19 protein-coding genes are annotated in these 17,929 nt (G+C 58.2%); 12 read left to right on the top strand and 7 right to left on the bottom strand.

Features of this window, described 5'->3' with window-relative positions; genetic code table 11:
- Positions 1 to 101: 101 nt before the first annotated feature.
- Entirely contained in the window at positions 102 to 275 is a 174-nt protein-coding gene (locus JOE39_RS08670; protein ID WP_003315324.1) for a DUF6026 family protein, read from the bottom strand.
- Positions 276 to 538: 263 nt separating this feature from the next.
- Here JOE39_RS08670 and gnd point away from each other — a divergent pair, with 263 nt between their 5' ends.
- The 4 genes from gnd to JOE39_RS08650 are packed head-to-tail and all read left to right on the top strand — an operon-like array spanning position 539 to position 5,767.
- The gene (gene gnd / locus JOE39_RS08665; RefSeq protein WP_074908386.1) at positions 539 to 1,564 is read left to right on the top strand and encodes a phosphogluconate dehydrogenase (NAD(+)-dependent, decarboxylating); all 1,026 of its coding nucleotides are present in this window, start codon (positions 539 to 541) and stop codon (positions 1,562 to 1,564) included.
- Positions 1,564 to 3,096, top strand: coding sequence for a glucose-6-phosphate dehydrogenase (gene zwf, locus JOE39_RS08660; RefSeq protein WP_003394792.1), 1,533 nt, complete (start codon positions 1,564 to 1,566; stop codon positions 3,094 to 3,096). Before gnd ends, zwf begins: the two co-directional genes overlap by 1 nt.
- A complete protein-coding gene (locus JOE39_RS08655; protein ID WP_003394793.1) occupies positions 3,089 to 3,898 on the top strand; it encodes a Cof-type HAD-IIB family hydrolase in 810 nt (269 codons plus the stop codon). Before zwf ends, JOE39_RS08655 begins: the two co-directional genes overlap by 8 nt.
- Positions 3,899 to 3,949: 51 nt before the next feature.
- A complete protein-coding gene (locus JOE39_RS08650) occupies positions 3,950 to 5,767 on the top strand; it encodes a glycoside hydrolase family 15 protein (RefSeq protein WP_122219916.1) in 1,818 nt (605 codons plus the stop codon).
- Here the strand turns inward: JOE39_RS08650 and alkB are convergent, their stop codons facing one another.
- From alkB to JOE39_RS08635, 3 genes are read right to left on the bottom strand one after another with little or no spacing between them, the layout of a single operon-like run.
- Entirely contained in the window at positions 5,768 to 6,454 is a 687-nt protein-coding gene (gene alkB, locus JOE39_RS08645) for a DNA oxidative demethylase AlkB (protein WP_122219917.1), read from the bottom strand. It lies immediately after the preceding gene.
- A 24-nt stretch (positions 6,455 to 6,478) separates the two neighbouring features.
- A complete protein-coding gene (locus tag JOE39_RS08640; protein ID WP_003342120.1) occupies positions 6,479 to 6,661 on the bottom strand; it encodes a hypothetical protein in 183 nt (60 codons plus the stop codon).
- Positions 6,662 to 6,675: 14 nt separating this feature from the next.
- Complete coding sequence (locus JOE39_RS08635) at positions 6,676 to 6,981, bottom strand: DUF1883 domain-containing protein (RefSeq protein WP_003315318.1); 306 nt, start codon at positions 6,979 to 6,981, stop codon at positions 6,676 to 6,678.
- Between the two features lie 167 nt (positions 6,982 to 7,148).
- Between JOE39_RS08635 and JOE39_RS08630 the strand changes: the two genes are divergently transcribed.
- Entirely contained in the window at positions 7,149 to 7,502 is a 354-nt protein-coding gene (locus JOE39_RS08630; RefSeq protein WP_003315317.1) for a hypothetical protein, read from the top strand.
- Between the two features lie 55 nt (positions 7,503 to 7,557).
- Here the strand turns inward: JOE39_RS08630 and JOE39_RS08625 are convergent, their stop codons facing one another.
- Positions 7,558 to 7,839 carry a hypothetical protein gene (locus JOE39_RS08625; protein ID WP_003400694.1) on the bottom strand — a complete coding sequence of 94 codons (282 nt, stop codon included), beginning with the start codon at positions 7,837 to 7,839 and terminating at the stop codon, positions 7,558 to 7,560.
- 373 nt (positions 7,840 to 8,212) lie between these two features.
- On the opposite strand from JOE39_RS08625, the gene galU reads away from it, so the two are divergent.
- From galU to JOE39_RS08610, 3 genes are all read left to right on the top strand, one after another.
- Positions 8,213 to 9,052 (top strand): UTP--glucose-1-phosphate uridylyltransferase GalU, encoded by an 840-nt coding sequence (gene galU / locus JOE39_RS08620; RefSeq protein WP_003315315.1) that lies wholly within the window; start codon positions 8,213 to 8,215, stop codon positions 9,050 to 9,052.
- A 101-nt stretch (positions 9,053 to 9,153) separates the two neighbouring features.
- Positions 9,154 to 10,512 carry a glutathione-disulfide reductase gene (gorA, locus tag JOE39_RS08615; protein ID WP_210077466.1) on the top strand — a complete coding sequence of 453 codons (1,359 nt, stop codon included), beginning with the start codon at positions 9,154 to 9,156 and terminating at the stop codon, positions 10,510 to 10,512.
- Positions 10,513 to 10,601: 89 nt separating this feature from the next.
- Positions 10,602 to 11,876: a PAS domain-containing hybrid sensor histidine kinase/response regulator gene (locus JOE39_RS08610; RefSeq protein ID WP_050511493.1), complete on the top strand. Its 1,275-nt coding sequence runs from the start codon at positions 10,602 to 10,604 to the stop codon at positions 11,874 to 11,876.
- A 9-nt stretch (positions 11,877 to 11,885) separates the two neighbouring features.
- On the opposite strand, the gene JOE39_RS08605 is transcribed toward JOE39_RS08610, so the two are convergent.
- Positions 11,886 to 12,896, bottom strand: coding sequence for a DNA-binding protein (locus JOE39_RS08605; protein ID WP_057445337.1), 1,011 nt, complete (start codon positions 12,894 to 12,896; stop codon positions 11,886 to 11,888).
- A gap of 176 nt (positions 12,897 to 13,072) precedes the next feature.
- On the opposite strand from JOE39_RS08605, the gene JOE39_RS08600 reads away from it, so the two are divergent.
- The 3 genes from JOE39_RS08600 (at position 13,073) to ahpF (ending at position 16,393) form a co-directional block, all read left to right on the top strand.
- A complete protein-coding gene (locus tag JOE39_RS08600; RefSeq protein WP_003394810.1) occupies positions 13,073 to 14,032 on the top strand; it encodes a site-specific integrase in 960 nt (319 codons plus the stop codon).
- Positions 14,033 to 14,142: 110 nt separating this feature from the next.
- The gene (ahpC, locus tag JOE39_RS08595; protein WP_002553298.1) at positions 14,143 to 14,706 is read left to right on the top strand and encodes an alkyl hydroperoxide reductase subunit C; all 564 of its coding nucleotides are present in this window, start codon (positions 14,143 to 14,145) and stop codon (positions 14,704 to 14,706) included.
- A 124-nt stretch (positions 14,707 to 14,830) separates the two neighbouring features.
- Positions 14,831 to 16,393, top strand: a complete 1,563-nt coding sequence (gene ahpF / locus JOE39_RS08590) for an alkyl hydroperoxide reductase subunit F (RefSeq protein WP_003315309.1) — start codon at positions 14,831 to 14,833, stop codon at positions 16,391 to 16,393.
- A 92-nt stretch (positions 16,394 to 16,485) separates the two neighbouring features.
- On the opposite strand, the gene gloA is transcribed toward ahpF, so the two are convergent.
- Positions 16,486 to 17,007, bottom strand: a complete 522-nt coding sequence (gene gloA, locus JOE39_RS08585) for a lactoylglutathione lyase (RefSeq protein WP_017278557.1) — start codon at positions 17,005 to 17,007, stop codon at positions 16,486 to 16,488.
- Between the two features lie 100 nt (positions 17,008 to 17,107).
- Here gloA and JOE39_RS08580 point away from each other — a divergent pair, with 100 nt between their 5' ends.
- The gene (locus JOE39_RS08580; protein ID WP_003394814.1) at positions 17,108 to 17,716 is read left to right on the top strand and encodes a DUF4946 domain-containing protein; all 609 of its coding nucleotides are present in this window, start codon (positions 17,108 to 17,110) and stop codon (positions 17,714 to 17,716) included.
- The last annotated feature ends 213 nt before the right edge of the window (positions 17,717 to 17,929 follow it).

Genomic DNA, 17,929 nt, shown 5'->3' with positions numbered 1-17,929 from the left:
AAGATCAAGCAGGCTGCGGGGATCAACAGGGGGCAGGTCAGGTGGGCAAGCCAGATGATCGGGCTTGCCCTGAGGCGTTTTGAAGAATGATACAGTTGCGGTCAGGCCTGAAGCATCTTGCCAGGGGCGGATAACTGCGATTGCTGCAGTATCGAGCTCAAATGAGCCACTTTTTTCTGCAACTGCTCGCGCTCTTCTTTTAATGTGCGCAGTTCGTCACGACGGATAGTGACATACAGGGTTTGTGGTGCAATTGCTGGTAGTACAGTGCCCATTGCTCACCTCGCAAATGGCGGATTCAACCTCAGAGAGGTCCATGGCAATGACTTTCAATCCCTGAGCGCCGCTGCTTACCCTCTCTATCGGCACCGATTTTGATTTCTTTTGCATGATTTTGGAACTTTTTTATTTTTAATTGTCGCGAATGTCTCTTAATCGCGACAAAATGCACCACAGGAGGGCGCTCGCGTCTTCATCTTCTCGCAAGGGAACCGACGTTCCGCCTCGCTTGACTAAACAGCATGCTCGCAATCTGTCGATGCGCTGGACGGCAAGCGACGCACCTTTTTACGATTTAAGGAGCACCTTCATGCAACTTGGGATTATTGGACTGGGCCGCATGGGCGGCAATATCGCACGCCGCCTGATGCTGAATGGTCACACGACTGTGGTGTACGACCGTGATGAAGCATCGCGCAACGCCCTGGCCAATGACGGTTCGACTGCGGTCGCAGATCTGAAGGAACTGGTCGGCACGCTCGCCAAGCCCCGTGCTGTCTGGGTAATGCTCCCGGCTGGTGCGCCGACCGAAGACACCATCCAGACCCTCAGCGAGTTGCTTGACGCCGATGACGTGATCATCGACGGCGGCAACACTTTCTACAAGGACGATATCCGTCGCGCTCAGGAACTGACCGAGAAGGGCCTGCATTATGTCGATGTCGGCACGTCAGGCGGCGTCTGGGGCCTCGAGCGCGGCTACTGCATGATGATCGGAGGCGAGGCTGCCGTTGTCGAGCGCCTCGATCCGCTGTTCGCGACACTGGCTCCGGGTCTTGGCTCGATCGAGCGCACCCGTGACCGCACCTCGACCGATGATCGCGCCGAACGTGGTTATATCCACTCCGGCCCTGCGGGCTCCGGGCATTTCGTGAAGATGATCCATAACGGCATCGAATACGGAATGATGCAGGCCTTCGCCGAGGGTTTTGATCTTCTCAAGCAGAAAAACTCCGAACTCCTGCCGCCTGAACAGCGTTTCGACCTGAACACGGCTGACATTGCCGAAGTCTGGCGTCGTGGCAGTGTGGTGTCGTCCTGGCTGCTGGACCTGACCGCCGACGCCCTGGCCACCGATCCGCATCTGGATGCGTTCTCTGGTTCGGTTGCCGACAGCGGCGAAGGTCGCTGGACCATCGAGGCGGCCATCGAGCAGGCGGTTCCGGTTCCTGTGCTGTCCAGCGCTCTGTTTGCGCGATTCCGTTCCCGCCAGACAAGCTCGTACGCAGACAAGATGCTCTCTGCCATGCGCTTTGGATTTGGTGGCCACAAGGAACCCAAGTAATGGGCCTGTCGCGTGGCAGTGCCGAGCAAAAAGCCGAGGTAGCCCCACCCACGACCCTGTTTCTGTTCGGTGCCCATGGGGACCTGGTCAAGCGCCTGTTGATGCCGGCGCTTTACAACCTGTCACGCGACGGTCTGGTGGATGAAGGGTTGCATATCGTCGGCGTCGATCACAATGCGATCAGCGATGCCGACTTTGCGAAAAAGCTCGAGAACTTCATTCGTGATGAAGCCGCCGGCAAGGTTGCCGGCGGCGGCAAGGATCCGCTCGATCCTGCGCTCTGGGGCAAGCTGGCCGAGCGCATCAGTTATGTGCAGGGCGACTTCCTCGACGATTCCACCTATCAGGACATCGCCAGCAAGATCGAGAGCACCGGTACCGCAAACGCGGTGTTCTATCTGGCCACCGCGCCGCGATTTTTCAGTGAGGTTGCCCAGCGGCTGGGCTCGTCAGGTTTGCTGCAGGAAACCGAAGAAGGCTTCCGTCGTGTCGTGATCGAAAAGCCGTTCGGCTCCGATCTGGCCAGTGCGGTGGAGCTCAACGGCTGTCTGCTGAAGGTCATGAGCGAGAAGCAGATTTACCGGATCGACCATTACCTGGGCAAGGAGACGGTGCAGAACATTCTGGTCAGCCGTTTTTCCAATGGCCTGTTCGAGTCGTTCTGGAACAATCACTACATCGATCACGTACAGATCACGGCTGCGGAAACCGTAGGCGTGGAAACCCGTGGCAGCTTTTACGAGCATACCGGGGCCTTGCGCGACATGGTGCCCAATCACCTGTTCCAGCTGCTGGCGATGGTGGCGATGGAGCCACCTGCCGCTTTCGGTGCCGATGCCGTTCGCGGTGAAAAGGCCAAAGTGGTCGGCGCGATCCGGCCCTGGAGTCAGGAGGAAGCCCTGGCCAATTCGGTGCGTGGTCAGTACGCCAAGGGCGTGATGGGCGACAAGGAGGTCGTCGGCTATCGTCAGGAAGATCGCGTGGAGCCGGACAGCAACACCGAAACTTACGTTGCGCTCAAGGTCATGGTCGACAACTGGCGCTGGGTGGGTGTGCCTTTCTACCTGCGTACCGGCAAGCGCATGAGCGCTCGCAGCACGGAAATCGCCATCTGCTTCAAGCCTGCTCCTTATGCGCAGTTCCGCGATACCGAAGTCGACCGGCTCAAGCCCAACTATCTGCGGATCCAGATCCAGCCCAACGAAGGCATGTGGTTCGACCTGTTTGCCAAGCGTCCGGGCCCGGAATTGAAAATGGAGGATATCGCGCTGGGCTTCGCCTACAAGGACTTCTTCGAGATGCAGCCCTCCACGGGGTACGAAACCCTCATTTATGACTGCCTGACCGGTGATCAGACGCTCTTTCAGCGTGCCGACAACATCGAGAACGGCTGGCGTGCAGTGCAGCCGTTCCTCGACGCTTGGGCCGCTCAGCCGCAAGTGCAGCTTTACGAAGCTGGCAAGGATGGCCCGCAAGCGGGTGAAGAGTTGCTGAGTCGTGATGGTCGGGAATGGAGAGAATTGAATGTCTGAACTGCCTGTACAGTTCCTGTTGTCTGACATCGACGGCACGCTACTGCGCCGTGATCACAGCCTTAGCCAAGCCAATATCGACGCCATCAAGCGTCTGCGTATTGCCGGCGTTCACTTTACGCTGGCCAGCAGTCGGCCGCCGAGGGCCATGCGTCAGGTGATCGAGGCGCTGGATGTCGACCTGCCCACCGTGGCATTCAATGGCGGCACCATCACCCATCCCGATGGCAGCCTGCTGGTGGCTCATCGCATTGACCCGCGCGCCGTTCGCATCTGTCTGGAGTTGTTTGCCGGGCAGAACGTTGCCATCTGGGTGTTTGCCGACGATCAGTGGCTGCTGATCGATCCCGACGCCGCTTACGTCGATCATGAGCTCGATGCGCTGGGCTATGACTATGTTCAGGTCGAGAGTTTCGAGCCGTATCTGGATCGCGTCGACAAGATCGTCGCGGCCAGCGGTGATTTCGAGCTGCTCAAGACCCTTGAGGCGCGCCTCAACCCGCAGATCGAAGGGCTTGCGCTGGCGGCCCGTTCGCAAAAATACTATCTGGATGTGACTGCGCTGGAGGCCAACAAGGGTTCCGCTCTGGTCGCGCTGGCGGACTATCTGGGCGTCGACCTGTCGCGTACGGCGGCCATAGGCGACGGCGGTAACGACGTGGCAATGTTCCACAAGGCCGGCTTGTCGATCGCCATGGGGCAGGGCGAGCAGACAGTCAAGGGACAGGCTGATCATGTTACTGATAGCAATGAGCAGGACGGAGTGGCCAACGCCATCGAGCGTTACATCCTGAACGTCTGATCGAGCTGCATACCCACGTTAACGAATCATCATCACGACGGGCATTTCTGAATGGCTGCACTGATCGAAGACTACGCATTGCTGGGCAGCTGCGAGACGGCGGCGCTGGTCGCCCGTGATGGTTCGCTGGACTGGTTGTGTTTCCCCCGCTTCGACTCGACGGCCTGTTTCGCCGCACTGCTGGGCGGTGATGAGCATGGCCGCTGGAAGATCGCGCCAACCGCCGAGGTTACCGCTGTCGAGCGCCGTTATCGCGACGGCACCCTGATTCTCGAAACGGTTTTCGAAACCCGTGACGGTCGCGCGATGCTGATCGATTTCATGCCCATGAAGACCTCCGGCCACGTGGTGCGCATGGTGGTCGGGCTATCCGGTCGGGTCGAGTTCGCTGTGGACCTCGCCATCCGTTTCGATTACGGCAGCAGCGTCCCTTGGGTCGAGCGAAAGGATGCTCATACACTGACCGCAGTCGCCGGGCCGGAAATGCTGGTTTTGCGCAGCCCTGTGGCCCTGCACCCACAGGATCATCACACCGCCAGCCTTTTTCACGTGGATGAAGGCGAGCGCAAGGTCTTCACACTGGCCTATCAGGCATCCTTTGCACCCTTGCTCGATCAGATCGATGCCGATCGGGCCTTGGAGACCACCGCAGCCTACTGGCGCGAGTTTTCTGATCGCTGCCCTGACGTCGGGCCGTGGACGGCGCAGGTAAAGCGCTCGCTGATTACGCTCAAAGCCATGACTTATGCGCCCACCGGTGGCATCGTTGCCGCCGTGACCACCTCATTGCCCGAGCAGTTGGGCGGCGAGCGCAATTGGGATTATCGCTATTGCTGGTTGCGTGACGCCACCATGACCCTTCTGGCATTCATGAATCTGGGTTACTTCGAGGAAGCCCAGGCCTGGCGGGACTGGCTGTTGCGCTCGGTTGCCGGTAATCCGGAGCAGATCCAGATCATGTACGGCGTAGGCGGCGAGCGACGTTTGCAGGAGTACGAGCTGCCCTGGCTGAGTGGCTATGAGAACTCGCTGCCGGTGCGTGTAGGCAACGGTGCGGCAACGCAGGTTCAGCTGGACGTCTACGGCGAAGTGGCCGATGCGATGATTCAGGCACTGCGCGGCGGTATGACGCAGCATCCGCGCAGTCTGGCGATTTCCAAGGTGGTCATGCCTTATCTGGAGAAGATCTGGCACCTGCCGGATGCGGGCATCTGGGAGATACGCTCCGAGCCGCGCCACTTTACGCATTCGAAAGTCATGGCCTGGGTGGCCTTTGACCGTAACGCCACGCAGATTGCCCAGGCTGCCGAGAGCGATGAGGATCGTGCGCTGGCAGTGCATTATCGGAAGGTGGCGGACGAGATCCATGCCGATGTCTGTCGCCACGGTTTCGATGCCGAGCTTGGCAGCTTCGTGCAGACTTATGGCTCGACAGAGGTGGACGCCAGCCTGCTGCAGATTGTGCTGACCGGTTTTCTTGCGCCCGAAGATCCGCGTGTTATCGGTACTGTCGCGCAGATCGAGCGCACGCTGATGCAGGATGGTCTGCTGCTGCGCTACGACAACGAGCGCAGTGTCGATGGCGTCGCCGGCCGTGAAGGGACGTTTCTGGTCTGTTCGTTCTGGCTGGCCGATGCCTATGTCTTGCTGGGCCGGGCTGATGATGCCGCGCGGCTGTTCGAACGGTTGGTGGGTCTGTGCAACGACGTCGGCCTGCTGGCCGAGCAGTACGATCCGAAGGGCGGGCGCATGCTGGGCAATTTCCCTCAGGCGTTCAGCCACATCGGCATCATCAATACGGCACTCAACCTGCACCGGGCGGTATGTCCGGCGCTGGCCAGGACTTCCGGCGCGCTTGAAGAGGCCTGATCAGCTGTCGCGGCCAGCCTTGCGAAAGGTCAGGTTGATTCGTTGCTCACCCAGTTGCGGATGCTCGGCCTGCTTGATTGGCAAAATGCCGTGGAAGCGCAACCTGTCCTCGTCACCCCAAACCACAACGTCCCCATGAAACAGGGAGATGCGTTGGGTCTTGTCGCTGCGCAGCTGGCCTCCGAACTGGAAGATGGCCGGTATGCCCAGTGATACCGACACCACTGGCCAGCGATGGTCGTGTTCGTTCCGGTCCTGATGCAGGGACATCCTGGCGCCCGGAATATAGCGATTGATCAGGCAGGCGTCAGGGACGAACCCGGCATAGCCTGCTGCCAGTGCGGCATCCTGCGCCAGCTGCATGAAGACGTCCGGCATCGCCGGCCAGGCCTGTCCTGTTTGTGGGTCGGTTGCGCTGTATCGGTAACCGTGACGGTCGGTTATCCAGCCCAGTTGTCCGCAACTGCTCAGCGCTGCCGACATGCTCAGACCGCTGGGGGTCTTCATGTGCCGGAACGGGGAGAGTCCCAGTGTTGCCTCAAGGGCGGACAGCAGCTGCGGCATGGCGCTCAGCGCAAAGCCTCTGAACAGCCATGACCCAGGCCCGATCCGCTCATCGTTTCGAGGCTGGGCCGTCTGGTCCGCGAACAGGTCCAGAGTGGCGGGAGTGTCACCTTTGCGTTGCATGATCGGATCGAGCTCCGGTGAGTATCAGAGAGCCTTGCTGACCTTGACGTCGGTAATAAGGTCGTCGCTCTCGCCGTGCATTTTTTTCAAGGCGGCCTCGGCTTCCTCGGTGGATGCCGATTGCAATTGGGCGAATTCAAAGCGGCGTTCGCCATTGAGCTTGTAGCTGACAGCGAATTTGGTCGTGCGCGGGACTGGATTGTTCACGGTGACTCCTTGCATCATCCCAGGCGAGTGGTCGAGCGCCGGACGATCTTGATCTTGTGAGTGAAGGGCAGTTTGCGTCCGGCGTTGGTATCTGCCTTGCGGCCTGCGGTATCGATGGTGATGTTCCAGAAACCGGTGCTTGGTGCGGCGATCTTGGCCGGAAATCTGTCAAACGCGCCGCCATGATAGGTGTGCCGACCACCATTTTTGAAGCTGCGAAAATTCGCATCGTTCATCAGGCGAATATTGCAGGTCTGAGAGCACTCGATGACGACAAGGTCGTCCTCGTTGAGATGCTCACGCTGGTGTACGAATTTCATGACGGGCTCCGAAATGGGGGTTTTTCTGAAAAATCAAAACGATAGCATGCGACGCCCGCAATTTGACGTCGGTGAGCATTAATTTGCCGTGTTTCCGGGAAAAAATGCCTCAGCCGGGATTTAATTGCCCTAGGGCTTGTCGTAGGACCTTTATTTGGAGGCTTTGTATGAAACTGGCTGCTGTAGTAGTCCTGGCTCTGGCAATGACTGGCTGTGCCACAGTAAATGACATTGAGCATACACCCCCCACCATGAACGTGATGTCGGGCAAGAATCCTCAGGAATACGCTGATTGCTTCGCTGGCAAGATCAGCAGCAGTCGCAAGCCGCCTCTGATCGAGCCTCGTCATGACGGCCTGCGGGTCATCGTCGCGCAGAAACTCAGCAAGGCACCCGCAGCATTGGTCGATATCGAGAGCCGCTCGGGCGGTAGTACGATCAAGGTCTACGAACGACTTTCCAATGTGCCTATCCGTTTCAGGGATGTGCAGAACGCTGCCGAAGCGTGCATTTCAGGCTGATAGGTCAGGCTCGGTCAGCTGGCCCTGCCTGTGGTGGGCAGGGCGGCAGACCCGACTATTTGCAGACCACCAGCACGCTGCGACTTTTGTAGTTGCCAACGTCCACGCCCAGTGTCTTGTCGCTTTCGGCAGGCTGAGGGGTACCATCTGTGCCGACAATTTCATAGCCTGTGCCTGCACAGGACGCGTCCGCCTTTTCGTAGCAGCTTGCCCAGGACATTGCCTCGCCGGAGCAGTCGATGCTCAAGCCCTGTTTGCCGTTTTTCAGGTAAGTATTGGAGGCGGTCGCGCAGCCGGTAAGGCCCAGCACAGCAATAATGGACAAAATTCTGATCATGTTTTTCGCTTCGAGATAAGGCCAGTGAATTAATAAATGCGAGCGTTGGACTGGTAACAGGTGCCATCGTTCCGCCATGTTTTGCATCATAAACTGCCGGCTTCTCGTTTGTCGCGGCCTGGCCATTCACGAACCCTGATGTAAAGGCTGCAGCCGTCGACAAAGGCCATTCCAGGCGGGCTGCGCTGGGTCTAACGGTAGTTTGAGGGTGAACTGCGCGGCATTTGTGTACAGGCAATATCCAGAAACTGCGGAACTATCTGTACGAGTATTCCTCTATGATGGCATCGGACGGCCAAAGGCAGCATTGTAAGGTGACTGCCCCATCATTAGACTGCGCCGTTAACACCAACAGCCCTTACCAAGGACTTTTATGATCAAGAAATGCTTGTTCCCAGCAGCCGGTTACGGCACTCGCTTCCTGCCAGCGACCAAGGCCATGCCCAAGGAAATGCTGCCGGTGGTCAACAAGCCACTGATCCAATACGGTGTTGAAGAAGCACTCGCGGCTGGCTTGACTGAAATTTCCATCGTGACCGGCCGCGGCAAGCGCTCGCTCGAAGACCACTTTGACATCAGTTACGAGCTGGAGCACCAGATCAAGGGCACCGACAAAGAGAAATACCTGGTCGGCATCCGCAAGCTGATCGATGAGTGCAGTTTTTCCTACACCCGTCAGACCGAAATGAAAGGCTTGGGTCACGCCATTCTCAGCGGTCGCCCGCTGATCGGCAACGAAGCGTTCGCCGTGGTTCTGGCGGATGACTTGTGCGTCAACCTCGAAGGCGACGGCGTGCTGGCGCAGATGGTCAAGCTGCATAAGCACTACGGCTGCTCGATCATCGCCATTCAGGAAGTTGATCCGTCGGAAACCAACAAGTATGGCGTGATCGCGGGTGAAGAGATCAAGCCTGGTCTGTTCCGCGTGACCGACATGGTTGAAAAACCGAAGCCTGAAGATGCACCGTCCAACCTGGCGATTATCGGCCGCTACATTCTGACGCCGGACATTTTCGAGAAAATCGAACAGACCGAGCCAGGCAAGGGTGGTGAGATCCAGATTACCGACGCCTTGATGAAGCAGGCTGCAGAAGGCAACGTGCTTGCCTATAAATTCAAGGGCACGCGTTTCGACTGCGGTGGCGCTGAAGGCTATATCGAGGCGACAAACTTCTGCTTCGAGCATTTCTACAAAGCCGGCAAAGCTCATTGATTTTTGAATGACGCTGCTGTGAGAACGCCACCTTCGGGTGGCTTTTTCATTTCTGAATGACCGTCAGGCGGTTATGCTGTGACCCTGCTCAGGAGATATCGATGGCTTTTGATTTTGATTTTTTTGTAATTGGCGCCGGTTCAGGCGGCGTTCGGGCGGCACGTTTTGCTGCCGGTTTTGGTGCGAAGGTCGCTGTGGCCGAAAGCCGCTATCTGGGTGGGACCTGCGTCAACGTGGGCTGCGTACCCAAGAAGCTGCTGGTATACGGGGCGCACTTTTCCGAAGATTTCGACCACGCCAAAGGGTTTGGCTGGTCATTGGGTGAGGCCAGTTTTGACTGGTCCACGCTGATTGCCAACAAGGACAGTGAGATCAGTCGCCTCAACGGCATCTATCGCAAATTGCTGGTCGACAGCGGTGTTACCCTGCTCGAAGGCCACGCAAAGATCGTCGGGCCGCAGCAGGTCGAAATCAACGGCCAGACTTATCGCGTCGAGCGTATTCTGATTGCCACCGGCGGCTGGCCGCAGGTGCCTGAGGTGCCAGGGCGCGAGCATGCCATTACGTCCAACGAGGCGTTTCACCTCAAGACGCTGCCAAAGCGCGTTGTGGTTGTGGGCGGTGGCTATATTGCCGTGGAGTTCGCTTCGATCTTCAACGGACTGGGCGCCGATACCACGCTGGTCTACCGTCGCGAACTGTTTCTGCGTGGTTTTGATGGCAGTGTTCGTACCCATCTCCACGAAGAGCTGCTCAAGCGCGACATGACGATTCGCTTCAACAGCGATATCGAGCGCATCGACAAGCAGGCTGACGGCAGTTTGCTGTTGTCCATGAAAGGCGGCGGTACACTCGAGACCGATTGCGTGTTCTACGCGACGGGGCGTCGGCCGATGCTCGACAATCTTGGTCTGGACAGTGTCGACGTCAAGCTGGATGAGCACGGTTACATCAAAGTCGATGAGCATTACCAAAGCAGCGAGCCTTCCATCCTGGCCATCGGCGATGTCATTGGGGGTGTGCAACTGACCCCTGTCGCGCTGGCTGAAGGCATGGCGGTCGCGCGTCGACTTTTCAAGCCCGAGCAGTATCGCCCGGTAGACTACAATCACATCCCGACGGCAGTTTTCAGTCTGCCTAACATTGGTACGGTCGGCCTGACCGAAGAAGATGCAATCAAGGCCGGTCACGATGTACAGATTTTCGAAAGCCGTTTCAGGCCGATGAAGCTGACCCTGACCGATGATCAGGAGCGCACATTGATGAAGCTGGTCGTCGATGCTAAAACCGACCGCGTGCTGGGCTGCCATATGGTGGGGCCGGATGCTGGCGAAATCGTCCAGAGCCTGGCCATTGCCATCAAGGCTGGCGCGACCAAGCAGGTATTCGACGATACTATTGGGGTGCACCCGACTGCGGCAGAAGAGTTCGTCACCATGCGTACGCCTGTCAAACGTTAAGTCACGCAGCGCCCGGAGTTCAGGAAGAGCTCTGGGGTAAAAGCTTGAAGAGGATGGATCCCGTGAATAGAGAACAACCGCCGGCCAGAATGCCATTGCATTCGGCTGAGCAGGACCGCGAAGTCGCGCAGTACATCGATGCCTTGCGTGAAAGCGAGCGTCAGTTCAGGACATTGGCTGACAACATGAGTCAACTGGCCTGGACTGCCAGCCCCCGAGGGCAGGTTCACTGGTACAACGAGCGTTGGTATGCGTACACCGGCGCCTCGCTCGAGGCCATGACTGCCTTGGGTTGGCGCTCGGTTCTGCATCCCGAACATCGCGAGCGCGTGATGGCGCGTTTGCAATACTGCTTTTCCACCGGCTCGATCTGGGAAGATACCTTCCCGATACGTGGCAAGGACGGCGCATTCAACTGGTTCCTGTCACGCGCGTTACCCCTGCGCGATGCACGGGGCCACATCACCCACTGGCTGGGTACTCACACCGATATCACCGCCCAGGTCAATGCAGAAGAAGCGTTACGCGAACTCAACGAGAGTCTTGAGTTGCGCGTCGCCGAGCGCACGCGCGAGCTGAAAACCACCAATGAGTTGTTGCAGGCCGAAATTGCCGAGCGAGCGATGGCTGAAGAGGTCTTGCGTCACGCGCAAAAAATGGATGCGATTGGTCAGTTGACCGGGGGCATCGCCCATGACTTCAACAATGTACTTTCCGGCGTGATTGGCGCACTGGACATGATCAGGCTGCGTGTGGAAGCCGGGCGGATCGGTGAGGTCGAGCGCTACCTGGATGCCGCAGCAAGCTCGGCAAACCGGGCTGCTGCACTGACCCGCAGGCTGCTGACATTTGCCCGCCGGCAGTCGCTCAATGTCACCGTGGTAGATGTCAATTGCATGGTCCGCTCGATGGAAGAGTTGTTGCGAGGTACGGTCGGCGCTCATGCGCATCTGCAGATCGAACTGGAGGAGGGGCTGAGTGCGATACGCACTGATGAGCATCAACTGGAAAATGCCCTGTTGAATCTGGTCATCAACGCTCGCGACGCTGTGCCTGTCGGAGGGACGCTGTGCGTGCGCAGTCGCTCGCTAACGCTTGCGACGCAAAAAGACGGTCTGCTGCCTGGCGACTATGTACTGCTGAGTGTCGAAGATAACGGCTGCGGCATTGCTCAGGATGTCATCGATCAGGTGTTCGATCCGTTTTTCACCACCAAGCCGGTAGGTCAGGGGACCGGGCTGGGTTTGTCGATGGTCTATGGCTTTACCCGGCAGACTGGTGGGCACGTGCATATAGACAGCACTGAAGGTCAGGGGACGCGGGTTGATTTGCATCTGCCGTGCGGCGAGGTCGCGCTTGCCTGAATCTTCAGGTCATGTCTGGTCTGATGGCTTCTTCTTGGCGGCTTTGGGTTTGTCCGGCTGATCGAGCCTGATCTGCAGGTTTTCCAGTGCCGCTTCCTTCTTGGTCAGCAGCAGTTCCAGCATGCGGCTCTGTTGCTGCGCATCGGTCATGCCTTGTTTGAGCGCGGCGTTTTCGTCCTGCGCGCTGCGTAACCTTTCTTCCAGTAGTGCGCATTGGGTGTGGGCGTGCTGCTGTTGTTCTGCGAAGGCGACATTCTGCGTGTTGGCTTGCTTCAACTGGTCGGTCTGGCTGTGCAGTTCGCGCAGGGTGGTGCGATTTTCAGCCAGCAGTCTTTCGTTGTCTCGATTGAGCTGTGTGATGTTTTCCTGGTGCATAGCCATGCCTTGCTGCGCCTGTCGCAGTTCCATTTGCAACTGCTGAACCTGGCTTTCGTGGCGTCGTTGCTCCTGTACGCGTTGTTCTCTGATCGAGTTGCGATAGTGCTCCAGCGCCTCGCGGGCATGCTGGTGCTTTTCTTCCAGAGAGTGGATCTGCCCGTCCTTGTCGTGCAGACGGGCCTCCAGATCCTGATTGGCCTGTAGCAACCGGGCGTGTTCTGTCTGCACATCCTGCAGTGTGCCTTGCGTGTGGCGCAGGGCGGCAGCTTGTTGTTCCAGTGTCTCTGCGCGCTGCTGTGCGTGTTTTTCCAGTTGGCTGATCTGCTCCTGAGTCGCCGCAAGTCGCCGCTGGAGGATATCGCGCTCGGCCTGATACTGATCGTGCGCCTGATCGATACGTTCCTGTGCTTGCTCCTGAAGCCGCTGGGCGAGATGAGCCACCAGATCGCTCAACTCCTCGTTGATATCCGGTGCCGGGGCTTGCGTGGATTCGAGCTCCTTCAGATAGCGGTGAATGGTGGTTTTCGACCCTGTATTACCCATTTCGATACGTACCGCATCGATGCTGGGGTTTTCGCCTCTGGACAGCAGGGACGCCCTTGCTTTCTGTACTAAAGCCTTGTTTACACCGCCGCGGGCCATGCTGTCTCCTACGATTTCGTACTGTGGTATGTACTCTGTAATTACATACTATCTGTTTTGAAATAATTAGCTATTTTTTGAATTAATTAACACGGGATATTGGCGTATTATCCCGTGTCAGGTGCTGTCAGCTACCTTTACGGCACCTTTACCGGTACACCCAGCAGGTTTTAGCCATGAACGACGTTGATCGCTATATCGAGGCGGCGACCCGCGACAACACGCGCCGCAGCTATCGGGCTGCAATCGAGCATTTCGAGGTGACATGGGGCGGGTTTCTGCCGGCGACCAGCGAAAGCGTGGCGCGCTACCTGGCGAGCCATGCCGGGACGCTGTCGGTGAATACCCTGAAGTTGCGCTTGTCAGCGCTGGCCCAGTGGCATATCAGCCAGGGCTTTGTCGATCCCACCAAGGCACCCATGGTGCGCAAGGTCATCAAGGGCATTCGCGCGCTGCACCCGGCGCAGGAAAAGCAGGCCGAGCCTTTGCAGTTGCAGGATCTGGAAAAAGTCATCGCCTGGCTGGAGATTGAAATACGTGAAGCGAGCGCACAACACGATCAGCCGCGTCTGTTGCGCGGTCGACGTGATTCGGCGCTGATCCTGCTGGGATTCTGGCGCGGGTTTCGCAGCGACGAGCTTTGCCGCCTGCAAGTACAGGATGTCAAGGCCATCGCCGACTCGGGAATCAGCCTTTATCTGCCGCGCAGCAAAGGCGATCGCGACAATCTCGGCAGGACCTACCAGACCCCGGCCTTGCAGCGGCTGTGCCCGGTGCAAGCCTATATAGAGTGGATCAACTGTGCCGCGCTGGTACGCGGTCCGGTCTTTCGGGCAGTAGATCGTTGGGGTAACCTTAAAGAGGAGGGGCTGCACGCCAACAGCGTCATCCCGTTGCTGCGTCAGGCGCTCCAGCGTGCAGGCATCGCCGCAGAGCACTACACCAGCCACTCGCTGCGCCGGGGCTTCGCCAGTTGGGCGCACAGTAACGGCTGGGACCTCAAGTCACTGATGTCCTACGTAGGCTGGAGGGACATCAAGTCGGCGATGCGCTACATTGATGCCGCTCCGTTCCTGAGTCCACCGGAGGCGGGGAGCGGTCCGAAGGTTTCTTCTATCAATAAGCTGCCTTCATAGTGAAAAGCAATCAGTGACATCAGGTTTGCCAATGAGCGATTGTCATCGATCATGCGTAAGCTTCACTCCATCGAATTCACAACCCATCCAACCCATCAGGAGATATACCGATGCCTATCATCAACAGCCAGGTAAAACCGTTCAAGGCTACCGCATTCAAGAACGGCGCTTTCGTTGACGTCTCGGACGCTGACTTCAAAGGCAAGTGGTCTGTCGTATTCTTCTACCCGGCCGACTTCACCTTCGTATGCCCGACCGAGCTGGAAGACCTGGCTGACAACTACGAAGAGTTCAAGAAGCTGGGCGTTGAAATCTACAGCGTTTCGACTGACACCCACTTCGCCCACGCTGCATGGCACAACACTTCGCCAGCGATCGGCAAGATCCAGTACACCATGATCGGTGACCCGACCCTGACCATCTCCCGCAACTTCGACGTGCTGATCGAAGAAGCCGGTCTGGCAGATCGCGGTACTTTCGTGATCAACCCTGAAGGTCAGATCAAAATCGTCGAGCTGAACGACGGCGGTGTTGGCCGTGACGCTTCCGAGCTGCTGCGCAAGATCAAGGCTGCTCAGTACGTTGCCGCTCACCCGGGCGAAGTCTGCCCAGCCAAGTGGAAAGAAGGCGAAGCTACTCTGGCTCCGTCCCTGGACCTGGTTGGCAAGATCTGAGTCGCATGAATCGGCTAGGGGCGTTGAGCTCTTGAGCAAGTAAACCGCATCGCCCCAAAAAACGCCCGGGCGGTAATCGCCTGGGCGTTGTTATTTCTACCCTTTGTAAACAGGAAGCCGCCACATGTTGGACGCCAATCTTAAAGCCCAGTTGAAATCCTATCTGGAGCGGGTTACTCGCCCCATCGAGATCGTCGCGTCCCTTGATGACGGCGCGAAGTCTCAGGAAATGCTTGCACTGCTCAATGATGTGATCAGCGTTTCCAAGGACGTTACCCTGAATGACAGCGGTACCGACGCGCGTACTCCGTCGTTCTCGCTGAGCAGCCCTGGCCACGATATCAGCCTGCGTTTTGCCGGTATCCCCATGGGTCACGAATTCACCTCGCTGGTCCTGGCGCTGCTGCAAGTCGGCGGCTATCCACCCAAGGTCAGTGCGGAAACCATCGAACAGGTTCGCGCGCTTGAGGGCGAATTCCATTTCGAAACCTATTTCTCGCAGTCCTGCCAGAACTGCCCGGACGTCGTCCAGGCATTGAACCTGATGGCAGTGTTGAACCCTGGTATCAAGCACGTCGCTATCGACGGTGCGCTGTTCCAGGACGAAGTGACCGATCGCAAGATCATGTCGGTGCCGAGCATCTATCTGAACGGTGAGTTGTTCGGTCAGGGCCGCATGGGGCTGGAAGAGATTCTGGCCAAGATCGACACTGGCGCCGGTGCGCGTCAGGCGGAAAAACTCAACGCCAAGCAGGCCTTCGATGTGCTGGTCGTAGGCGGTGGTCCCGCAGGTTCTGCGGCGGCCGTCTACGCTGCCCGCAAAGGCATCCGCACCGGTGTTGCCGCCGAGCGTTTCGGCGGTCAGGTGCTGGACACCATGGCCATCGAGAACTTCATCTCGGTACAGCATACCGAGGGGCCGAAACTGGCCGTGGCGCTTGAAGAGCACGTCAAGCAGTACGAAGTCGACATCATGAACCTGCAACGTGCCGACAAGCTGATCCCTGGCGCAGCCGGCGAGTTGCACGAAGTGAAGTTTGCCAGCGGTGCCAGCCTCAAGGCCAAGACGCTGATCCTTGCCACTGGCGCACGCTGGAGGGAGATGAACGTGCCGGGCGAGCAGCAGTACCGTAACAAGGGTGTGGCTTATTGCCCGCACTGCGACGGCCCGCTGTTCAAAGGCAAGCGAGTCGCTGTCATCGGTGGTGGTAACTCGGGCGTCGAGGCTGCAATCGACCTGGCGGGTATCGTGTCGCACGTGACACTGCTGGAGTTCGACGTGCAGTTGCGTGCCGACGCGGTGCTGCAGCGCAAGTTGCACAGCCTGCCGAACGTGACTGTGATCACCAGCGCGCAAACCACTGAAGTGACCGGTGATGAGCAGAAGGTCAACGGACTGCGCTACAAGAACCGCACTACAGGCGAAGAGATCACCGTGCCGCTCGAAGGTATCTTCGTGCAGATCGGCCTGCTGCCCAACAGTGAATGGCTCAAAGGTGCCATCGAGCTGTCGCCGCGTGGCGAGATCGTGGTCGATTCCCGTGGTGAAACCTCGGTGCCGGGTATCTTCGCTGCTGGTGACGTAACGGTCGCACCGTACAAGCAGATCATCATTGCCCTGGGCGAAGGTGCCAAGGCCTCCCTGAGCGCCTTTGACCATCTGATCCGTACCTCCGCACCGGCCTGATCGGACAGCGGTAAACAAAAAGCCCCGTGAGCGATCACGGGGCTTTTTGCTTTCTATGCGGGTCGCTCCTTGCCGGAGCGATCACCGCGGTCTCAGAGCGGCGTTGGCTGGATGATCTCCACCCAGTAGCCGTCCGGGTCCTTGATAAAGGCCAGGCTGTTCATGCGGCCATCGGACAGGCGCTTCTGAAAGTCGACGCCCAGGCTTTCGAATCGCTCGCAGGCGACCTTCACGTCCGGCACCGACACGCAGATATGGCCAAAGCCGCGCGGGTCGCTGTTACCGTTGTGGTACGACGCGGTGGCATCGCTTTCGGTACCGTGGTTGTGGGTCAGCTCCAGAATGCCGGGGATCGACTTCATCCATTCGTTGCGGGCAGCGTCGTCTTCCGGGATCTGTGCCTTGTCGACCCGCGCCAGAAAGTACAGGCTGAATTCGGCTTCCGGGAAGTCACGTTTCTCTACCAGGCTGAAGCCCAGTACGCGGGTATAGAAATCCAGCGATTTGGTGATGTCCTTGACGCGCAGCATGGTGTGGTTGAACACAAACTGCCGGGTGGCCGCTTCAGGATTGGCTGTGACGCCCGGTAGTGTGTTGAGTTCGTGCAAGCTCATCAATGTGTCTCCAACAGAATGTACAAATAATGCCAAATGATACGGGGCAGGGCAGGCAGTGCCAAACCCGGCGCGTATAACGTCGCGTCGGCCTTGCTCGATGCCGACAACAGGCTCAGAATTTCCGGTCAACCGTTTTGGCGACCCGATCATGATCCTTTCGCACTACCGACGCTCCGTGCCAAGCCTGTGCCTGTTCCTGCTGCTGGGCACTGCTCAGGTCCATGCCGCCGATGCAATGATCGTCTGGCCCGCAGGCTGGGAGGTCGAGTCGATACCGACCGAGTCGGGCGAGCCCGTTCAACCGTCCGTGCAGGTCAGACAGCGCGCGGTGAAAAACGATCAAAGTGGAAATCCGCTGATGGTCATGGAGCTCACCCAAACGCGGCTGGCGCCGGGACATGACGTCAATGTCCAGGGCGTTCTGCTGGAAATGCGTAAGTCGGTTCAGGTCAATTTTGCCCGCAGTGGGTTGCAGAGCGTCTGCACGCATGTCCGTGAAAGTCGGCTTAGCGTGGTGCCCGCGCTCGAAACCACCTGCACCATTACTCAGAATGGTGTGCACGTGTTGACCCAGACACTGGTCGCGGCCGCCAGCAAGGATCTGGCCTGGTCATTGTCCTACGCGGGATCGGCAGACGGTTATGCGAGCAACAAGGATGAGGCACTGCGTATTCGTGAGAGTCTGCGTCTGGACGTTACGCAGTGAGATCTGCCTTTTCGCAGACAAAAAGAAGCCCGCCGAGGCGGGCATGGGGCGCTATTCCTTTAGCGGTCTTCATCATCCGAGAGTCCATGTGAAAAAAGTGTGAAGCTGCGCTGTGTTGCGCAATCGATGCGTTTCAGCGCGACGAATCATTGAGAAACAAATAGTGATGTATCTCATCACGCGGTCAAACTGAATAATTACTCTACGCACTTC

The sequence above is a fragment of the Pseudomonas sp. PvP100 genome, assembly GCF_017833055.1.
Classification (GTDB): Bacteria; Pseudomonadota; Gammaproteobacteria; order Pseudomonadales; family Pseudomonadaceae; genus Aquipseudomonas; species Aquipseudomonas syringae.
The sequence above is the reverse complement of the archived record's forward strand: the minus strand, read 5'-3'. Positions and strand labels throughout refer to the sequence as shown.